Below are 17,256 nucleotides of genomic sequence, written 5' to 3'. Positions count from 1 at the left end.
CCAGCCGATCGGATCGGCGTTAGGTTTTTGATTTCTTAAGAATGCTTAGGTCATAGTTGGACTTCACAAAAGCACGAAGCTTTTCATCGTTCACGCCGCAACCAACATAGGTATAGATACTGCTGATCTCTTCTGGGGTGAACTCGGTACCCAAGAAACGGTTCATACCATTCCGGATACGGACATGCCACCAATCACTCAGGCCTTTATGGGCCGGGCGAGATAGCCAAGAGATGACCTTGCAGCGGAAATCGAATTCATTTTCGATACCACTGAGGAAGAAATAGATATTATTCTTGGGTTCAACAATCAGCTCTTCGTCTTTATAGACAAAGGCCTTGGGGAAGAACCATTTTAGGCGCTCAATACAATCTTGAACTTCTTGATTCATCTACACTTCCGTACGTCATTTGAGTTGTTATCAATGCACTTATCGCGCGACACGGCCGCTTTACAGCTACTTGGTTTCACACTGTGGCGTTTCAGCATTCAAGCCTCGTTAGTTTGAACGCCTACTTATTCCCACAGCCCCTTGGCTTCGGGTTTGCTGATCCATCCGCCTAGCTACTTAGCCACAATCTGTTTGGGCGACCCCTACTTAGATTGATTCCGCCTTAGCCGACCATGCCTCTCGATAAGTACACTGGTTAATTGCTTTGATATTATAATGTAATTTAATTAAGACGCAACCCCGGGCAGGGGCTGCTGGTGGATTTTGGGAGAAGAGGGTTGGTTGATCTTCAGGACGCGGGCCTTGAAATCGAAGTATCCCAATTAAGTAATGCGGTTAATGGGATGAAATAGAGCACGTTTAAGAGCCAGAAATCAGGCTCGTCGACAAGCCGGGAAATTGCCTCAGTGTGATCAAGCAGGATAAATGCAAAAGCCCATATTACCGTGATAATACCTGCAGCAATGAGGCTAGAATTTAGGAAACGAAGTAGTTTCATGAACACACCTTCCTTAAGTGCTTAGTAAAAAAGATAGTACTGAACTGCCTGCATACCAAAAAGCCGCAACAAAGAGAGGGCCTATCAGAATTAAGGGTATAAACTTCTGCAACTTCAGTGACTTTGAAAATTGATTGATCATGCCCAATACCATCAATAAGCCCACGCCATACAAGACCACTAAGGCAGAACCTATTATGAGATTAAGATTCGAATACTGGGTGAGCCCAGATCCGTAATCCCAGACGTTGGCAAAATAGGACAGTGGCACGACCGCTATATGGTAATAAAACCCTGCGATGTATCGATAGGGCTGACCTAAAGAAGACCAGTCACTTAGAAAACCCCATAGCCAATAAGCAAGGACACCATAGATTGCTATAAAGATGAGATTGGCAATGATAGGCGCCAGACCCCTAGCCATAGCCTGATGTTGCGGGCTTACACTGGATACCGCTCCTCTATGCTCTCCGTTAGGGCCATAAACATAAGGCATACTATTCTCCTCTCTCTTTTAAATATCAGGGATGCTTAAGTAATTTGCCATGCGTACAGGGAGCGTTCGGCATGCTAGAGATCTATCTCTAAGTGTTAGGGGAGGGGTTAAAGATTGCCCCATGTTTGCCAGTCCGCATCTGTTATGTGCTCATTGTCATCGGGCTTGTGGCGTCCTTCGAGACGGGACTTGTGATCATGGCAAGCGTACAGTGAGTGATTGCCATCAATGGCACGCCATTTTGCGCGCTTTCCACAACTGCATTTACATTTTCCTTTGTATTGTTCCATGGTTACTCCAATCACTAAGGCCACGAACGAATATGCTTTTCGAGGGACGCACCCGCTTACGAGATAGCGTTCGCGATGCCGAACTATCAACGGTTAAGTCCTGCAACAATCTCCAAAAGGAGGAAGTAACCCTATTCTACCGAGCCAACGTTGTTTCGGTCGCCCCTACTTTAACCGACGGCCGAGCACGTCACTCGAAAAGCACACTGTATTGAGAACTATACTATAACGCTTTTAATTGATTATTCAAGGCTTGTCGAGTGCTTTTTGGGAAAGAGAGCCAAGACCTTAATGAGAGTGAGAGAGGTAAGGTCTTGGCTTGACCGGTGGGGGTAAGCCCGAGATAAAGTGCCTAGGTCTTGGAGTATGAGAGAGGGGTCCAAGACCTAGGCGTGCCCGGTAGGCTTACGCCTTAAAAGGGGCTGAGGATCTGGGTTGAGAGAGTGAGAGAGGCCCGATCCTCAGCGTAACTGCTTTGCGGTACCCTAAAGTAGGGACCAAGACCTTGGGGATTTAAGAGTGAGAGAGGCCCCAAGGCCTTGGTATAGCCGCTTAGCGGGCAGCTGCTCTCGAGGGCTGCCTGCTTTGTTAGGCTCAGAAGCTTGGAGTTTTGAGAGAGAGGAACCAAGCTCCTGAAAACTTTTGCTCTTTATGCTGAAGGCGCCTCTCAGGCTCTCAGCGAGCTGTCTCGTGAACATCCGGATGCGTGTTTAAATCGATGTCGCCACGCTTCAGGCGGTCACTTCTGTGTTCGATTCAGAACCTTGGCTATTTGAGAGAGAGGAGGCCAAGGTCCTGAAAACTTTGCTCTGCTTAGCTGAGGAAACCTCTCTTCCGGCCAGCCTGCGTGTCGAGCGTGCACTTATGTGCGTGTACCATGTTGGGCTCGGAACCTTGGATTTTGAGAGAGAGGGAAGGTCCAAGGTCCCGAAAACTGTTGCTCTGCTGCATTGAGGAGTCCCTCCTCCAGTCAATCAGCGGTCACGAGCATGTCGCCTGTGCATTTAAATCGATGTCGCTGCACGTACGACGGGTCTTACTGCGTTTGGTTCAGGACCTTGGCTGTTTGAGAGAGAGGAAGCCAAGATCCTGAAAACTTTTGCTCTGCTTAGCTGAGGAGACCTCTCCTCCAGTCAGCCAGCTGTCGTGAGCTCTGTGCACTTGCGTGCCTTACTGTATTTGGTCCGGGACCTTGGATTTTTGAGAGAGAGGAGATCCAAGGTCCCGAAAACTTTCCCGGGTTAACTTAAGCTGAGGGCGCCTCTCCATCCACCAGCTTGTCCACAAAGGCTTCCGCCTCTTCCAGTGATTTGCGGGGATGCATTTGATCACCTACCCAAACCACGTGCCCGTAATAATAACTTGTCTCATATCTGCGACAGCTGCTACTCGACACATCAGGCCTTTCACTTCATCGCGGACCATCAGAACCAGCGAGCATCTCGCACGACCTGAGGCATATTCCGGATCTGGAGCTCAGCAGCCCTTCTAAATCCGCCTTACCAGCCAGCTGGGCTAAATCAACGCTTGGTAACCCCAGCCACGCTCCGGATAGAATGCAATATCTACAGCCGGATTTAACTCCATGATTTCTAGGCAAACACTGTACGCCATATCAAAATCAGGCTCTTCACCCATCAGTATCTCTAGACGGTCCGCCACATGAACCACTTCCGACGCTTTCACTTTCTCCGATACATCCGCCATTACGGCTTCTTTGTATGTCTCAAACAGCTGAGACTGCGGCATCAGAGGAAGATCCAAGTGCTCCATTTCCGAGTGACCTACACCCTCAGGAAGCATTCTATACTTCATCTCCTGAGATGAATTCCGCGGGCGAATAACTGAAACAACCTGACCTGTCTGTACCTTATCGCCTGCAATCCAAAAAGCGGACTCATTGCATGCGTAAACATTCTGTGCTTCCTGATTAATGTCAGTCATTTCCTTACCTCATCTCTCATCTCAACTCTTAATAATTATTATAATAATAATTATTGGGAAAGCAAGCGAAATTTAGCCTTTATTTCCTTCAGGAGCATCAAAATTAATCGGCGCACCCAGAACTGCACTTAGTGTACAGCTACCAGACTGCTCTTGTTGAACAGGCAGCTGGACGCGGTATTCAGTACTATCACCGATAGCGCGCAAATGTTGACCCTCATGCAAATAAACCGTTCCCTCAATCAAGGGGATTGCACCCGGATCACATGTTATCGAAAGCAGGCGGATGTAGTCATCACCTAAGGGCTCCGAAGTATTATCGTTAACTGGCCCTCTAAATAACGCGTAGCTCATGCTCAAGAGCATCGCCAGCAAAAGGATTGCAAATGCAATAAGCTTGATGCAGTCCCAACCCGTAAAGTTTGAATTTGATTCAGACATATTCTATACCTATGCTACAAAAAGGAGGCCAACTGAAACCATCGCCAACCACACCAAACAAAAAAGATACTGCGCCACAGGATCGGGATTAGCAGGATCAAGTATTGAAAATTTTATCAGCTTATCCAAGGTTACCTCTACATCCAGCTAGCATTTGGAATTTTCACCAGTGTAGACTTCATTCTAGCAACCTCACTGGGAGCAAGATTTTTAAACGCTTCTTGGAAAAGAAGATCTGCTTGCTCTACAGTTTTCTGGTAATCAAGAAATGCTTGGTCCAATGCTTCCGCGGATTCAGGCAAGCTACCAGTAGGATTCGTAAATGCATTTCTCAGGGACGTGCCTAGCATTTGATCCGCTTCGTTAGCAGAAAAAATAAGTTTTTCAGTATAGGCGCCTAGGGCCATGGAGATATCTGCTATAGAGCAAATATCAAGCTCAGCCTCTTGTAGCTCAGCTTTAAGCAACATTGCCGCATCATAAACATGATGTCGCGCAGACATAAGAGTTACTTTTTCCATCACCCAATCCTTTACTCTTTTTGATTAACCTAATCATTAAGTGCGATACGCAAAAAGCTTTAAGCTAAAAGCCCTGAAATAGCTATTTACCATCAGGGCTCTTAAAATAAGCGAAGACCTACTTACAGGTCGCCAAAATCACCCATGTCCGCTTCTTCCGGAGCTGCGACGCCGATAAACTCTTCCAGCTGGCCTTTGTTCATCATGCCAGTATGGCGGTTCACCAGCTCGCCATTCTCGAACATCAGCAGGGTAGGCACGCTCTGAACGCCGTACTCAGTTCGAACCGAATCTGCACCCGCTTCCAGAGCGGCCTCTTCCATGTCAATCACATTGGAAGCGAACACCACATCTTCGATCTCGCTATTCAGACCGTCAAAGATTGGTGCCAACATCTTGCAGGGACCACAGCTTGAAGTGCTAACCTTAACAATCACACGATCATTATTAGCTGCAGTTGCCTTAAGGGAATCCAGATTAACCTTTAATACTTCAGACATGTCACGCTCTCTTCTCAAATTTCGTTAATACTTATTATAATGATTTTAAGCCAACCGTCAAATAAATAAGCCTAAATCACTAAGACATGTAGACATGGAGCGAGAGACAAAGATCGCCCACTCCGCGCCAGCGGATCTAATAAAAACCTACCTCAGCTGCGGCTTTTTGCCGATTCATGAACCAACCAAAGCTGACATTTAGAAGGCGTAATGGTATGCAGCTCAATCTCAGTAGAAGCCGGGGGCTTTTCAGCATTCATGACAGTCACACGACCCTCATACACAGGGTTGTCAAACACAAAGGTTTTGCCGGACTCACACGTGACCTTTGCCTGAGTAACCGGGGTGGACTTGGGCAGCGTAGGCAGTGACATCAAGGTAGGCTGTGCGGAATCAGGTGCTATTAAATCACTGGTCATCAGCATCACCCCCACCGTACAAAAGGCACTTAGCACCATAGCTAAAACAATATTAATGATGTGAGGGATACTTCCATTGTCTTTTGCGCTCATTATTAGATCCTATTTAAAATTTAAAAAGACGTTATCAATGAGATCAAGCCTCACTAGCGTAATCTCATTGATAAATGATTTATAAAACCTTTACCTAATCCCACCAAAGGACATAAGTAACGTGTCTATCATCTTTTTGCATCCCCTCAAGACGAATAACCTCTGGTTTGGCTTCTCTGAGGATTGTGTAGATTGTTGTATCTAGAGCGAGGATGCTTTCTACTGTCTGGTCGCAACACTTCTCAAGGCGCAGGTACCAGTAGTCACGGTTATTAGCCCATGTAATGATTTCACAGCCCGTGTTGGGGTTGTTCTCACCGAAATCACTACGGATTCCTAGCTCTTCAATTTTATGAATCACACGGGATAAAAGCTTTGGATCAAAATTATTCCAAGCGTCTTGTTTGCTAAGATAACCCAGCGCCTGATGTGGGTAGAATTCCAGCGTATGACCCTGAGGTGGTGCCTGAAGACCAGCTAAACACTCTGCTAGTTTAACACCTTCACTAAACTGAACCCCTTGCTCTTGCTGCTTGCGGGCAAGCTTCACACCAGTCCAAAGGACCCATAGTGACCTCATCTGCCCTTTAGGGTTATCCAAAATCTCTTCATGAGTAGGGGTGGTTAGATTGAACGTATGACTCAACTCAACCGCAATATACCATGCAGCCTGCGCAATCTCTTTGTCTTCAAAATGTGCCAAGATCTCATCCAGTGTAATGGATGGATTCAGCGAAGCGTTAACGATTAGTTGTTTAGTGAATTCTGTAGTCTGCGTCATGGTTAATTCCTCTCTCATCTCTAAGTAATATTATAAGGAATATATATAGAAAAGCAAGCATCACATAAGGCTGAGATGAAAAAAGGGCCCATGGGACCCTTAATAGAAAAGCGATACTGGCGAAGCGCTACGCGACTTCGAGATCTTCATCGAAGAGGTAACCTGTATCTATGCACTCGCCGTCTGCACCATCGATCTCCCAGACATCAAACACAACACCCTCAGACTCAAGCTTAATGTGCACCTCGAATACACCAAACTTCAAATAACAGTACGACAGATCATCGCTATAGCTGACCTCAGCCTGCACATATGCAGCCGCACAAACAGCAACATCGAGCACTCGATCATCACCAACCTGTACGCGCAGAACAATACTCTCAGTCGTGTCGACATACACTGATGCCTTTACAGCACAACCTTCAGAGACTTGAATTTCAACATCCATGCCACGCTTGTTTTGATACTGGGTATTGATTGCACTTAGAAATTTCTTCATTATCACTTCCTCTCTCATCTCTAAGTAATATTATAATGATAAAAACAAAAAAGACAATAAGAAAGGGAGATTAATTGGCCTCTTCTCGTTCTTCCATGAGGAGTTTGCCGACAAATGTCACTTTAGGTCGTTGAGCAACATGCAGATCGTTGGTCTGCAGTTCAACTATATCAACATCCATTGACTTAATGTGTTTTTTATAGGCCTCGAGAAATGAATCATGCCGACAGATAAGGCAAAACGAGTCGCTCTTTACCCGCACCACCACTTCATCAAGGACAAGCTCAGAATACGAAAGTGATTCGTAGATATAGCGGATATCACCGGATTGGGGAATGGTATATTCCCCGATTGAACGTTTAGAGCAGAGCGCTGAATCAATTTTAAACTCTATGGCCTGTAAGTCATTATCAAGGATATAGCTCGACAGCCGTTTAATTTGTGCTATCTGATCATCGCTCAGGCACGCCGTCACTGTATTAATGACAGGGCGGTCTTGGTTCTGAGGATTTTCTATCGATAGCAACAAGTGTTTCATGGTATGGCCTGTATATTATTCTGTTTCGTGTGAGGTGTTTATCTGTTAGGCAGAAAAGCCTATCGACGCCATATCGGCCTTAAACTGATCAATGATCGTATTTAAGTGACCACGTACGGCCGTTTCATCCTGCAGCTGCTCCAGTGTCGCATCCGGCCACTGTGCTGTCGATCGCGCGGCTTCAAGATCTGGGACCTTCTTTTCCCTCAGCACACTCACCTTTGTGTAGGTTTTGAATCCTGCAGCCTGCAGGCGTTCCGCCAAAGCATTTAGGTCCTGCAAGCCCTTATCTGATGTATCACCCTCATTAGCTGCGGCGGCTGCCAAGTGGGAGTCGGACGTCATGATCGAATCACTTTCTTGTGATAAATACAGATGATGGCATAGTTGAGCTGGCTCTGAGCTGGCGTGGTATAGCGTATTAGCCACCAGATTAGCCGGTCCTTCAATAGACCGGCCACACCACTCAACTACGTGCGCTAACTCAGGCAGCAGGGCTTTCATGACACGACAATTCTCGTCATCAAAGCGCGCCTTAATGTTGCGCTCAAGATGGCGCATCTGATCTTCTTCATAAAAGCCGGATTCCAAACCAAAACGGCCATCTTCCAGATACATACGAATACGGATCTGAGCCATCCGAGCTCTTCGGTTCGGGGTGGTAACGATCGGAAGAGAGGACTTTAGCTGCTCATCTAGAGAGATAATAAACTCACGATAGTTTTCTGATTCAATAGTTGGCTTAATCATGGCTCAGCTCTCTCAGAAGGAGTAATAAATATTTGAATAATCTATTATAATAGATATTAAAGGAAATACAAGTAAAAGTGGTTGGAATTATTGCTTATGGAATGTGTGTATACGGGGGAAAGGGCATTCTTAGCGTTACTCTTCAGGACGGTCACCCGTTTCCACATCAACTATATTGCCAACCGAGAAGGGCTCCGTTTCCGCGACCTCGACCAGCTCAATGCCATTCCGCTTAAAGATAGCCTCCATGGCACGAACGGCTTTTTTCGTTTCTTGATCTAAATCGAAATTGCCTGACCCGATCATACACTCTGCACTATGGACGGTGGCATAGATCGCTTCAAGCTCATTAAATGTGACTTTGGCGTATTTGGTGCCCATGCGCACTCCATAGAGGTCGTTAATAAAGGGAATGGGGGTGTGACTTTAGCACACCCCAGAAGCATCAAATTTCATGATGAGACAGTACGTAATTACCTGCATCATCCATTGCCATATGATAATAACCGGTTTGATCTTCAGTATTGCCATAGCTGTCAGTGTTATAGACACCTATTGCACAATCGCCCAGCTCAGGCAGGCCGCAACCACCATCATCAGTAAACAATAGGGCGCCACCGCCTTTAAGATCAATTTGGACAGCCATACAGTTACCGCCGGTATGCATGATTTCTGGGGCTTTGGCTGGTATGTAGTCCTGATCAGCCTGACGCTTTAATCGTTCAAGGTGGAATAGGGCTACTTCTTCAGGGCTTTTCGTTAGCTGTCTTGTGAGTGCTTCAAAGGAATCGCCACGCCAGACCGTGTACAGGTACTCACCGTCTTCGGTGACCGCAACAAGAGCGTATTGAGACCAATCACGCTCATCGAATCCTGCAATAGTGTAGTGATCCCAAGGATACTCAACCCACAGCTTAAGGCCTTTCTCATTGTTTTCCCAAGACGGCATCTCATCGTTATGCCAGCTGATATCCTTGAAGCCTTTATAGCCCAAGGCTTTAGCATTGAAATCATCCGGTGCAGTGAAGTTTGGAAACTCCTTCATGAAGTGCGGACGGTCATCTTCAGGGATCGCAGGCTCCGGTGACTCAACCACGTTCCACAGGTCAATAAACGCTTTCAGGAACTGTTTCTGCTCTTCGGTCTTAACCACCACCTGCAGCTCTTCAGCCGACTGATGGGGTAGGCCGTTAGCGTCGCACCACTCTGTAAATAAGTTAACCAAATGCTGACTCAGATTTGCAGGCTGCTGGGCTTGAGGTTCTTTAATAGCAAACTCGACAGGAGCTTCCATTTTCACGTTACTATCGACGGTGGTCCATGATGGCAAACCGTTGAGCGCTCGCTTTTGGAAAATAACGTTTTTTCTTACAAGTGCTTTAAGGTATTCATCCACCTCAAGGATAGAGAGGCCTTCTACATCAATATCTGTAGATTGCAATGAGTAGCGACCATCAGCGTCCCAATCTTCACCTTTGCTTACAATCGTCATATAGACTGCAGCTTCATTCGCCTCCAGTAGGACATCTTCGTTGGACGTGTTTTTAACGGTAATGGTTGCTGACATGTGATCATTCCTCTCTCAATTTATAGTCAATATTATAATGATATTTTAAAATAATGCAATAATTTATGCTAGAGCACCATGTCTGCACTTGAGTAAGGTATTTACATTGAAGATTGTGTGATGGATTGACTTTGTGTGATTGTGCTTTATGATTTTAGCTATGAGATGAGGTGAAATTATGGCACGTGTTTCAAATAAAATGTTACATCACTTAGCGAAGCGTCCAGCGGATCTAGTTAGATTTAACGCGACGGGGCGCCTGCCTAACAGCGTTAGGCCTGTTTCACCTTTGATTAGTATTCTTGAAGAGATTTCGCCAAGAGATAGGCTGGAAATTAAAGGCATCAGAATTAGTCAGCTTGGCTATATGACTGATCAAGTCTGGCAAAATGCAGAGCAGCTGTATCGTTGGCTTAAGCCGGATTCAGAAGTAATCGGTGCTTACCCAGCAGGGAGTCGTCAAGATAAAAGGTTTAACAGACCATTATCTTTGCAAGACATTAAAGACAATTCGCATACATTCCCCCCGCACTTAGAGGCGAAAATCCCAGTGGATTAGCCCTTATAGATCAAGGTTATATGCAGTATCGATCGCGACAGTATTTTAAGTGAGAGTGGCGCGTATACGGACATGCAATTGATCGACCAGCGCATTATCAGTACCCCCGACCTGTTCAATAGACCTTAGCGTTCACCATGTAAGAGGGGTTGATCGCAAGGAAGCTTGATTTAATGCTTTATTTTTCAATCACTATAGCTATTAACTATGGTTAATGAGTTATTTTTAAAGCACTAATGAGGGGAAGACCTTGGCGCTTGAGAGAGGGTAAGCGCCAAGGTGCTTAAAGATTAGGCCTCTAGGCGTCGATACTGATTGGCGTTTCTACCCAGATCTCCTGCGGGGTGATGCTGAAATAAGAGAAGAGAGGCTCATCTTCATCACTGTCACCGTTCAATTCATCCACCCATTTCAGGTAGGACTTGAGGTGTGCGAGCATTTCGTGTTGATTGAAGGCATCCATGATTTCTTCAAACACGGCAGGCTTTAACCTGCAGTGACCATCATAGGGCTTCTGAAAGGCCTTAATTCCAGCCTTTTGACAGGCTCGGTAGAACGAAGCAGGGCAACCCTCAGTAAACTCGCACAGTAGAGATCGAAAGGCGTCACGGGTAGCCTCAACTTCCGTACCGTGTACGGTAAATACAGGCATACTCATATCGGCTGAGAGAAATTCCACTTTGTATACGGTGACTTTACTCTTCATGTAACCTTCCTACTTCAGATTTTCCGCGATGGACTCAGCGGCATCAATCGCGCTCAGATCAAGATTCCATGCATTGTCGATTTCGAATTGTTGGGTACCCACCAGCGCCTGTGCATCACTGGTGCTAATGCTCATTTTGTTTGCCAGTGAGTTCGTGATCTCTTCGACCCACTCTTCGTAGGTTAGGTTAGCTTGTGCCATGGAGGTTGCCTCTATTTCTGATGACGTTTGAAGACAAGCAGGGTTTCCCCATCCATGTCCGTTGAACAAAATACGGTAGCGCCGTGCTGATCTTTACATCGCACACCGTCTGGGATGGGTAGGTTGTCCGCACCATGCGGGTATTCACCCTCCAAAATGGTCTCCACCAGCCAACCGGTGGCATTTATCGCATGCTCAGCATCCAGTGGGGCACCGTCATAGTCAACCTGCACGACCAGATCATCGATCCTGTCTTTAGCGCTCATAAAAAGATCGTGTTTAAAGCCGAAGCTGGTGCGCCGTTTGTCGCGTGTCTGATCAAATGACTCTGTCATCTCACTTATCTCCGAGCTTAATGTAATGCTGATTTCATATTAAATATTATAATGAAATTAACTTAAAAGGCAAGCAAAAAAGCTGCCCTAAAGCAGCTTTTGATTTTTTAGAGCTTAGCGACTCAGTTGTACCAGTCATTAACGAGTCGATGGAAGTTTTGGTCGTACGTTCCGTCCAACTGACTGGAGTAAGCCATTTTATCAACAGCCGTCATTTCCATACCTAGCGTGTCAAATAACGGGCCAAGCAAGCAGTGACCCTCTTCTGTGCGCAATTTAGGGTCATCGACTACATAGGATGGCTCACCATCAGTATTAAGATTAAATACTGACAGTGTGGTATTGCCATCAGTAAGGGTGATCACCTGAAAAACTGCGTTAGTAGCTAGGATGCCTCCTTCTACATGGCAACCCAGTCTATCAAGACGAACCGTATCAGTGATGGCACCCTCATCATTCCCACAATTTGGAAAACAAGTGCAGCTGACATCCATGTTATGATGCTTTGTATCTAGAAAATAAATAGATAGTTCAGGATGCTTGTCGCTCATAGGGCGGGGTTTGTAGTAGGTATCGAGGGTAGTAGAGCCCTTTTTATCCAGTGATACAAACAAAGGCCATTGGATTCTGAGCTGTTCGGGATCAGTCGTCAAAACACCATCGCGCGGCATCTCTGGTTTACCTTCACTCTTAGCCATACGTCCGGTATAAGCCCATCGTTGACCCATTCGATCAGTAACGACATGTAAGTAGCCGAAAGGTAGTAATGGTAGAGTATGTGTTTTATCTTCCTGCAGATTCATGCCATCCGGGAGCTGGCTGAGCGTTAACCGTAGGCTATCGCGCAGCATGTCGCGTGCCCGATCTCTGCCAGCGATGGAAGCACGCTCAATAGATTCCAGTGCACATTGCACATCTTCCTGAGATTCACCCAGTGTCATAAAGATAACGGGCTTGTTGGCGCCTGCAGGGTTTACGTGATGAAATTGGGCGACCATCCCTTCCGGCAGGTCTTCTAAAATCTTTTGTAAAAATTCTTTCATAGGGTGATTCTCAGCTACGCGTAGACGTCGTTGCCTGTGTAGTGATTAATTAACACACAGCGCCCTTTAATTTGTGGATTTTTTCTCAACATACGCTCAAAAGCCTTGAGTGTCCGGCAAGGGGCATGTGTAGAGTAGCTGTCAGTGTCGCTGGTGCGCAACGGCTCCCATGTGCGAGTGTTGTTATTCCACCAGAGCTTTTCTTCTGTCACTTCTGTCAGTGTAACTGCCCAGAAATACCGATGAAAACGTGTTCCTTTCGCTGCTTCAAAACGCATATGTATTAAGGTGGGACCGTAACCCGACCAAACGCGGTGAGCAAAAGATACTCACGGTGTTGCTACGGCCCCTGAACTCCTGAACTTTAAAATTAGTGAACGGCTCTTTAAGGTTGATTAGCCTCAGAGAAATCTTCCAAGACAGCGCCATAAAACGCTTCCTGTTCAACCTCAACTTCATCATAAGGGAGAAATCGAATAAAGCCGCCTAAGCGTTTCAACAAGATTACAAACTCAAAGTTGGTTCGCTTCGGGCAAATACGACGTCGCGGCTGACAATCTTCAACCGTAATAAAACTAGACGATTCTGCCTCAATTAACTCAAGGTTATTTAAGTGAGGAAAACCATAATAAACTACACGGTGAATCTTGCCATCCGCAAGATAGATGTGAAGTGTTGTACCCGATCCCATAACACCCCAGAGGAGCGTGCCCTCGGGAATACCTTTCAGATCTTCAACGGAGATCGCTGTCTCTAGGCTGGCAGCACTTTTGTACTCTTTAAACTGTTCTGGCGTCATAATTAAAGCCTCTCCCATCTCTTAATGAATATTATAATGGTATTTAATAAGAAATCAAGAACGGAATTGAAGGTAGGGTGGGGTTAATGCAAAAGGCCGCTCATGAAAGGGGCAGCCTCTGAGTAAAGATTGCATCGACCGGATCAATCAGAAAGCGAATGTGGAATTAGGTACCGTCAAGACCACAAACAGGGCAGGACAATACTTTACCGTCTTCATCCCATTCCATTTTGCACTCACAGACCTCGCCTGTTTCACGGTGCACAGGGAATAGGCCGAGGCCGTGTTCAATAACCTCTCGCATCTCGTAGTCCGGATGAAGATTTCGAGTGCGGGACGTAAGCTCTTCTTTGTTCATAATATACCTCATAGCTAAGGGGTTATGTTAGCCCACTGTCGCTGTTTAGTTATTTAAGCCCAGATGCAGTCACAGGGGCTCATCAACATGCTCTCCCACTACCTTTTTACAAACGGCACACCTTGGTAGGCAACGCTTAATCGTCTGATGGGCCGAAGTACTGTCCATGTCGTGACCTACCGCAAACCCGTGATGTTGATCACAGCGTGTCGTCAGGGAGTAGTAATAACCGTATTCGGACTGTCCGCAGTGAGGGCACTGTTCAATATCCTGAGATATCATGTCGCATCACTCCTACATTGCATGACTTGTGGTTAACTGGATTTCCAAGTTAGATTGAGAGACTCCAGCATCTCACCGGCTTCTTCAAACATGCCACGCACCAGCTCTTTGTTAGCTTTAACTGTTCGACGGAAACCATACTCTGAGTTCTCATGAGGCTGTGCAAACAGCGCATCAAAAAAGGCATCGAAGTCTGGAAAATCGACATCTTCCGGGGTGCCCGGCTCAAAGCCTTCACCGAAGTTCTCACCCAGCACGAAGTAGAAGCGACGTTCTTCATCTACAAACGTGATCTGCAGATGCAGGGTGTAGTCATCGGCCAGTTCCGGTGCCCCAAGATACTCAACCTCTCGCAGCACTTCCATATCCACGTTATCGGAATTGGGGTTAAAAATACCCCAACTGTTACTGCCATCCTTCGCAATAGGAAGGCAACGCGTAGTAATGGTTGCATTATCTTCTTCAAAATGACGCGGGCCAGAAAATAAATCCATAATCAAATCCTATACAAATTGACGTTTATTACGCATTGCCGGACGCAGCCATGGCGTGTTCAACATGATCAGCAAATTCAGCCCCTTTAGCGGCACACTTGTTAGGCTTAAGGGTAACTGCCTCAGGGATAAGCACTTCAATAACATTGCCACAGTTGGTATGCATTGGCAGGCTCTTGTCATCACCGCGACCTTCTGCAATCGCTGTCGCAGAGGCAATCGCTTCTTCATACTGCAGGGCTGTGAAATAGCGATCTTCACCAATATTCTCATTGCAATGCTGATCAATAAACAGGGCGGTACCACCATGGTTATTGCTCAAACCAAAGGTCATCGCCACATAACGAGGCTCACCGGCAGGCGCATACATATAGTCATCAAAAACCCGTAGATTGGATGCGATCTCATACGCACGATCAATGACCGCCTCACGATTATCTGCGACCCACTCACGGTAAACCGCATCTTCTTTGTCAATGCTGACGCAGTCGGTTAAGCGATAATTCATGCCGCACTGAAGTAGACCGTGACTACGCGCAATGGACAGATTAGAGCGGTCCCAGAACGCATGGAACGGTGCTTCTGATGATGCACCCGAGAAGCGATAAACATTATGCTTAGCGGTATTATGCTCCACCACAAAAGCCGGTACCTTTTTGGTTTCCTCTCCAACCGCACTCATGTAATCAAAGTCCCATAAACGCTGACCATCCCAACGCAACTCAGTCTCACCGATTTTAAAGGCCACCGGGAAGTCTTTGTTATCAACGACAGGAATTTCAATATCAACAAAGTCATGGATAACCAGCATGCTCGGCTTGCGGCAGCGCGGTTTAATGACAATGGCTTCATAGATAAATGGTACAGTCAGCCTAAGTGCATTCATGGTTATTTCCTCTCTCATCTTTAAATTTATTATAATGATTATTATGAGAAGCGCAACAAAAAACCCGCCTCTAGGGCAGGTTTATTTGACTATTAAGCGCTAGCCAGAATGCTGGCTACGCATGTAGCCAGTGGGAATTCTCTTTGGAGCGATTCGCGAGGTAGTCCACCATATCTTTCTTCGCCATGCGCTCACCATCGAAGTAGAACAGGGTGCGACCAGAGTTATGCACCGCGGATAAAGCCGTCTCGCTTTTGCCTGCACGCTCTAGCGCGATAAAGACGTGCTCGTTACCTTTATCTTCAACAGCCTTTGCCGCCATCTCACCCACCAGCACGCCAGCCTCAGCCAAGCCGAAGCCCGGGTCATCCATCATAGCGGCTTCACGTTTAGCCGCGATCGCATCCTGCTCACGCTTCACGCGCTCACGCTCAGCCTGAAACGCCTGCTCAAGATCTGACTGCTTAGCGGTCAACTCCTTAGCCACCTCAACCGCATCCAGCATAGCATGCGCACAGTTTACCTGCGCTTCCAGTGCTGACTCTACGCCCTCTGCATCTACGCCACCTGCAGAGCTACGTACCTCTGCATTCCATACAACTTCAGATTTGCCCTCATCATCATTCCAGACAGTGGCACGACGCAGCTGAACCTTTACCGGATCACTCCAGAACCCCTCAACCTTGTATACAAAATTAAGGTGACCTGAGGCTGCCACCTGATCAGTGACTTCAGGACGGGAAAAACGGTCGTTATTTACTGCAGCAATCAATACGTTTGACATCTCTATTTCCTCTCTCAATTTCCACCTATTATTATAATGATTTTAATAAAAAATACAACAAAAAGGGGCCGAATAAGCCCTTAATTTTGGTGATTTTAAGAATCTAGGACGCACGCAAATAGGGATCAATAGCCCGGCCGCTCTCATCCAGAGGTTGCGCATTGTATGCAGCCATTGCCGCCTCCATAATCTGCAGCTCATAACCGGAACCAAAGAAGTCATAGCCGATCAAGCCAGAGACTGAATTATGACTAATGCCATAAAACTCTTCCCACTCACGACCTGTCCAGTAATGAGCTACGTAAGTCCACACACCCGCACGACGGATACGGGCCTTTAAATTATGCTCCATACGCTTTTGAACCTGAAGGTCTTCAACACCCCCATCCAAGAGCTCTTCAAGCGAATAATCGTCATCCTTCATACAACGAATACTGATCTTACCTTCACGGACCGCCGCAATAACAGCACGCACAGCATCAGCGTTTTCGTAGTAACCGCATTCAAGATGCTTTTCCATCGCTTTAATCAACGTCTGATCCAAAACGGGTAATTCAAACTTAGGCATAGCGGAGCACTCTCTATATCTCATCTCTTAGCAATTATTATAACGATATTTACAGTATTTGCAAGTACTGCTGCAAAGATGTCGGCCCGTAACATCCACGAGTATGTTTTGCTAGATTAATAGGGGAATTCTTTGTCAATCACGGTAAATTAAAATGCGGTCGATACCATGGTTATGCATTGCATAATGGAACGGTGTGGTCTGTAGGGTCAGATTCTCATGGTCAGCTAGGGCGGTCTGGTTCAAATGCTAGTTGGGGAGATACCGGACAACCGGCGAACAGTGTAGCAGCAGGGATTCATTCCGGTTATTTCTTGGGCAATAGCACCTACTGGGTCATTGGTAATAATCTATACGGTAAGTTAGGGTTAGGGGATCAAAGTACCCGCTACAACTTTACGGAAATGACACCGCCAGAATAAGTATACGCGGAGTAAGAGATAGGGTCGGTG

26 protein-coding genes are annotated in these 17,256 nt (G+C 46.4%); 2 read left to right on the top strand and 24 right to left on the bottom strand.

The features are described 5' to 3' along the window. Positions 1-19 precede the first annotated feature (19 nt). From ACMXYT_RS21630 to ACMXYT_RS21570, 13 genes are all read right to left on the bottom strand, one after another. A complete protein-coding gene (locus tag ACMXYT_RS21630; protein ID WP_415912480.1) occupies positions 20-391 on the bottom strand; it encodes a hypothetical protein in 372 nt (123 codons plus the stop codon). 572 nt (positions 392-963) lie between these two features. Next, positions 964-1,446 (bottom strand): hypothetical protein, encoded by a 483-nt coding sequence (locus tag ACMXYT_RS21625; protein WP_415912479.1) that lies wholly within the window; start codon positions 1,444-1,446, stop codon positions 964-966. A 1,805-nt stretch (positions 1,447-3,251) separates the two neighbouring features. Further along, positions 3,252-3,680 carry a hypothetical protein gene (locus ACMXYT_RS21620; protein ID WP_415912478.1) on the bottom strand — a complete coding sequence of 143 codons (429 nt, stop codon included), beginning with the start codon at positions 3,678-3,680 and terminating at the stop codon, positions 3,252-3,254. Between the two features lie 72 nt (positions 3,681-3,752). Continuing rightward, the gene (locus tag ACMXYT_RS21615; protein WP_415912477.1) at positions 3,753-4,121 is read right to left on the bottom strand and encodes a hypothetical protein; all 369 of its coding nucleotides are present in this window, start codon (positions 4,119-4,121) and stop codon (positions 3,753-3,755) included. Positions 4,122-4,258: 137 nt separating this feature from the next. Further along, a complete protein-coding gene (locus ACMXYT_RS21610) occupies positions 4,259-4,642 on the bottom strand; it encodes a hypothetical protein (RefSeq protein WP_415912476.1) in 384 nt (127 codons plus the stop codon). A 122-nt stretch (positions 4,643-4,764) separates the two neighbouring features. Continuing rightward, entirely contained in the window at positions 4,765-5,142 is a 378-nt protein-coding gene (locus tag ACMXYT_RS21605) for a thioredoxin family protein (RefSeq protein ID WP_415912475.1), read from the bottom strand. A gap of 152 nt (positions 5,143-5,294) precedes the next feature. Next, entirely contained in the window at positions 5,295-5,654 is a 360-nt protein-coding gene (locus tag ACMXYT_RS21600; RefSeq protein WP_415912474.1) for a hypothetical protein, read from the bottom strand. A 94-nt stretch (positions 5,655-5,748) separates the two neighbouring features. After that, the gene (locus tag ACMXYT_RS21595) at positions 5,749-6,435 is read right to left on the bottom strand and encodes a hypothetical protein (RefSeq protein ID WP_415912473.1); all 687 of its coding nucleotides are present in this window, start codon (positions 6,433-6,435) and stop codon (positions 5,749-5,751) included. Between the two features lie 127 nt (positions 6,436-6,562). Next, entirely contained in the window at positions 6,563-6,934 is a 372-nt protein-coding gene (locus ACMXYT_RS21590) for a hypothetical protein (RefSeq protein WP_415912472.1), read from the bottom strand. A gap of 70 nt (positions 6,935-7,004) precedes the next feature. Next, on the bottom strand, positions 7,005-7,472 hold the full coding sequence (locus ACMXYT_RS21585) for a hypothetical protein (RefSeq protein ID WP_415912471.1): 468 nt from the start codon (positions 7,470-7,472) through the stop codon (positions 7,005-7,007). A 45-nt stretch (positions 7,473-7,517) separates the two neighbouring features. Next, a complete protein-coding gene (locus tag ACMXYT_RS21580) occupies positions 7,518-8,222 on the bottom strand; it encodes a hypothetical protein (protein ID WP_415912470.1) in 705 nt (234 codons plus the stop codon). Between the two features lie 135 nt (positions 8,223-8,357). Next, a complete protein-coding gene (locus tag ACMXYT_RS21575) occupies positions 8,358-8,603 on the bottom strand; it encodes a hypothetical protein (RefSeq protein WP_415912469.1) in 246 nt (81 codons plus the stop codon). A gap of 64 nt (positions 8,604-8,667) precedes the next feature. Then, the gene (locus ACMXYT_RS21570; RefSeq protein ID WP_415912468.1) at positions 8,668-9,789 is read right to left on the bottom strand and encodes a hypothetical protein; all 1,122 of its coding nucleotides are present in this window, start codon (positions 9,787-9,789) and stop codon (positions 8,668-8,670) included. Between the two features lie 178 nt (positions 9,790-9,967). Here ACMXYT_RS21570 and ACMXYT_RS21565 point away from each other — a divergent pair, with 178 nt between their 5' ends. Further along, on the top strand, positions 9,968-10,348 hold the full coding sequence (locus ACMXYT_RS21565) for a hypothetical protein (RefSeq protein WP_415912467.1): 381 nt from the start codon (positions 9,968-9,970) through the stop codon (positions 10,346-10,348). 298 nt (positions 10,349-10,646) lie between these two features. Here ACMXYT_RS21565 and ACMXYT_RS21560 read toward each other — a convergent pair whose 3' ends face one another. The 11 genes from ACMXYT_RS21560 to ACMXYT_RS21510 all read right to left on the bottom strand — a co-directional run bounded on the left by ACMXYT_RS21560 (position 10,647) and on the right by ACMXYT_RS21510 (position 16,804). Beyond that, positions 10,647-11,054: a hypothetical protein gene (locus ACMXYT_RS21560; RefSeq protein ID WP_415912466.1), complete on the bottom strand. Its 408-nt coding sequence runs from the start codon at positions 11,052-11,054 to the stop codon at positions 10,647-10,649. Positions 11,055-11,063: 9 nt separating this feature from the next. After that, positions 11,064-11,255 (bottom strand): hypothetical protein, encoded by a 192-nt coding sequence (locus ACMXYT_RS21555; RefSeq protein ID WP_415912465.1) that lies wholly within the window; start codon positions 11,253-11,255, stop codon positions 11,064-11,066. An 11-nt stretch (positions 11,256-11,266) separates the two neighbouring features. Then, positions 11,267-11,590 (bottom strand): hypothetical protein, encoded by a 324-nt coding sequence (locus ACMXYT_RS21550; protein WP_415912464.1) that lies wholly within the window; start codon positions 11,588-11,590, stop codon positions 11,267-11,269. Between the two features lie 122 nt (positions 11,591-11,712). Then, positions 11,713-12,633 carry a hypothetical protein gene (locus tag ACMXYT_RS21545; RefSeq protein ID WP_415912463.1) on the bottom strand — a complete coding sequence of 307 codons (921 nt, stop codon included), beginning with the start codon at positions 12,631-12,633 and terminating at the stop codon, positions 11,713-11,715. 385 nt (positions 12,634-13,018) lie between these two features. Continuing rightward, positions 13,019-13,432 carry a hypothetical protein gene (locus ACMXYT_RS21540; protein ID WP_415912462.1) on the bottom strand — a complete coding sequence of 138 codons (414 nt, stop codon included), beginning with the start codon at positions 13,430-13,432 and terminating at the stop codon, positions 13,019-13,021. Between the two features lie 166 nt (positions 13,433-13,598). After that, a complete protein-coding gene (locus ACMXYT_RS21535) occupies positions 13,599-13,790 on the bottom strand; it encodes a hypothetical protein (protein WP_415912461.1) in 192 nt (63 codons plus the stop codon). A gap of 69 nt (positions 13,791-13,859) precedes the next feature. Then, complete coding sequence (locus ACMXYT_RS21530; RefSeq protein WP_415912460.1) at positions 13,860-14,072, bottom strand: hypothetical protein; 213 nt, start codon at positions 14,070-14,072, stop codon at positions 13,860-13,862. Positions 14,073-14,104: 32 nt separating this feature from the next. Next, entirely contained in the window at positions 14,105-14,566 is a 462-nt protein-coding gene (locus ACMXYT_RS21525) for a hypothetical protein (protein WP_415912459.1), read from the bottom strand. Between the two features lie 28 nt (positions 14,567-14,594). Next, the gene (locus tag ACMXYT_RS21520) at positions 14,595-15,452 is read right to left on the bottom strand and encodes a hypothetical protein (RefSeq protein ID WP_415912458.1); all 858 of its coding nucleotides are present in this window, start codon (positions 15,450-15,452) and stop codon (positions 14,595-14,597) included. Between the two features lie 115 nt (positions 15,453-15,567). Continuing rightward, a complete protein-coding gene (locus ACMXYT_RS21515; protein ID WP_415912457.1) occupies positions 15,568-16,236 on the bottom strand; it encodes a hypothetical protein in 669 nt (222 codons plus the stop codon). A gap of 103 nt (positions 16,237-16,339) precedes the next feature. Then, the gene (locus tag ACMXYT_RS21510) at positions 16,340-16,804 is read right to left on the bottom strand and encodes a hypothetical protein (protein ID WP_415912456.1); all 465 of its coding nucleotides are present in this window, start codon (positions 16,802-16,804) and stop codon (positions 16,340-16,342) included. Positions 16,805-16,983: 179 nt separating this feature from the next. Here ACMXYT_RS21510 and ACMXYT_RS21505 point away from each other — a divergent pair, with 179 nt between their 5' ends. Then, the gene (locus ACMXYT_RS21505; protein WP_415912455.1) at positions 16,984-17,226 is read left to right on the top strand and encodes a hypothetical protein; all 243 of its coding nucleotides are present in this window, start codon (positions 16,984-16,986) and stop codon (positions 17,224-17,226) included. Positions 17,227-17,256: the final 30 nt, after the last annotated feature.

This window comes from Neptuniibacter sp. QD37_11 (genome assembly GCF_047778105.1).
Lineage (GTDB): Bacteria > Pseudomonadota > Gammaproteobacteria > Pseudomonadales > Balneatricaceae > Neptuniibacter.
Note: the sequence above shows the minus strand (reverse complement) of the source record. Positions and strands in the feature narration are given on the sequence as shown.

Coding starts and splice junctions, on each gene's coding strand:
- ACMXYT_RS21630 (WP_415912480.1), bottom strand. CDS start 391: ATGAATCAAGAAGTTCAAGATTGTATTGAGCGCCTAAAATGGTTCTTC.
- ACMXYT_RS21625 (WP_415912479.1), bottom strand. CDS start 1,446: ATGCCTTATGTTTATGGCCCTAACGGAGAGCATAGAGGAGCGGTATCC.
- ACMXYT_RS21620 (WP_415912478.1), bottom strand. CDS start 3,680: ATGACTGACATTAATCAGGAAGCACAGAATGTTTACGCATGCAATGAG.
- ACMXYT_RS21615 (WP_415912477.1), bottom strand. CDS start 4,121: ATGTCTGAATCAAATTCAAACTTTACGGGTTGGGACTGCATCAAGCTT.
- ACMXYT_RS21610 (WP_415912476.1), bottom strand. CDS start 4,642: ATGGAAAAAGTAACTCTTATGTCTGCGCGACATCATGTTTATGATGCG.
- ACMXYT_RS21605 (WP_415912475.1), bottom strand. CDS start 5,142: ATGTCTGAAGTATTAAAGGTTAATCTGGATTCCCTTAAGGCAACTGCA.
- ACMXYT_RS21600 (WP_415912474.1), bottom strand. CDS start 5,654: ATGAGCGCAAAAGACAATGGAAGTATCCCTCACATCATTAATATTGTT.
- ACMXYT_RS21595 (WP_415912473.1), bottom strand. CDS start 6,435: ATGACGCAGACTACAGAATTCACTAAACAACTAATCGTTAACGCTTCG.
- ACMXYT_RS21590 (WP_415912472.1), bottom strand. CDS start 6,934: ATGAAGAAATTTCTAAGTGCAATCAATACCCAGTATCAAAACAAGCGT.
- ACMXYT_RS21585 (WP_415912471.1), bottom strand. CDS start 7,472: ATGAAACACTTGTTGCTATCGATAGAAAATCCTCAGAACCAAGACCGC.
- ACMXYT_RS21580 (WP_415912470.1), bottom strand. CDS start 8,222: ATGATTAAGCCAACTATTGAATCAGAAAACTATCGTGAGTTTATTATC.
- ACMXYT_RS21575 (WP_415912469.1), bottom strand. CDS start 8,603: ATGGGCACCAAATACGCCAAAGTCACATTTAATGAGCTTGAAGCGATC.
- ACMXYT_RS21570 (WP_415912468.1), bottom strand. CDS start 9,789: ATGTCAGCAACCATTACCGTTAAAAACACGTCCAACGAAGATGTCCTA.
- ACMXYT_RS21565 (WP_415912467.1), top strand. CDS start 9,968: ATGGCACGTGTTTCAAATAAAATGTTACATCACTTAGCGAAGCGTCCA.
- ACMXYT_RS21560 (WP_415912466.1), bottom strand. CDS start 11,054: ATGAAGAGTAAAGTCACCGTATACAAAGTGGAATTTCTCTCAGCCGAT.
- ACMXYT_RS21555 (WP_415912465.1), bottom strand. CDS start 11,255: ATGGCACAAGCTAACCTAACCTACGAAGAGTGGGTCGAAGAGATCACG.
- ACMXYT_RS21550 (WP_415912464.1), bottom strand. CDS start 11,590: ATGACAGAGTCATTTGATCAGACACGCGACAAACGGCGCACCAGCTTC.
- ACMXYT_RS21545 (WP_415912463.1), bottom strand. CDS start 12,633: ATGAAAGAATTTTTACAAAAGATTTTAGAAGACCTGCCGGAAGGGATG.
- ACMXYT_RS21540 (WP_415912462.1), bottom strand. CDS start 13,432: ATGACGCCAGAACAGTTTAAAGAGTACAAAAGTGCTGCCAGCCTAGAG.
- ACMXYT_RS21535 (WP_415912461.1), bottom strand. CDS start 13,790: ATGAACAAAGAAGAGCTTACGTCCCGCACTCGAAATCTTCATCCGGAC.
- ACMXYT_RS21530 (WP_415912460.1), bottom strand. CDS start 14,072: ATGATATCTCAGGATATTGAACAGTGCCCTCACTGCGGACAGTCCGAA.
- ACMXYT_RS21525 (WP_415912459.1), bottom strand. CDS start 14,566: ATGGATTTATTTTCTGGCCCGCGTCATTTTGAAGAAGATAATGCAACC.
- ACMXYT_RS21520 (WP_415912458.1), bottom strand. CDS start 15,452: ATGAATGCACTTAGGCTGACTGTACCATTTATCTATGAAGCCATTGTC.
- ACMXYT_RS21515 (WP_415912457.1), bottom strand. CDS start 16,236: ATGTCAAACGTATTGATTGCTGCAGTAAATAACGACCGTTTTTCCCGT.
- ACMXYT_RS21510 (WP_415912456.1), bottom strand. CDS start 16,804: ATGCCTAAGTTTGAATTACCCGTTTTGGATCAGACGTTGATTAAAGCG.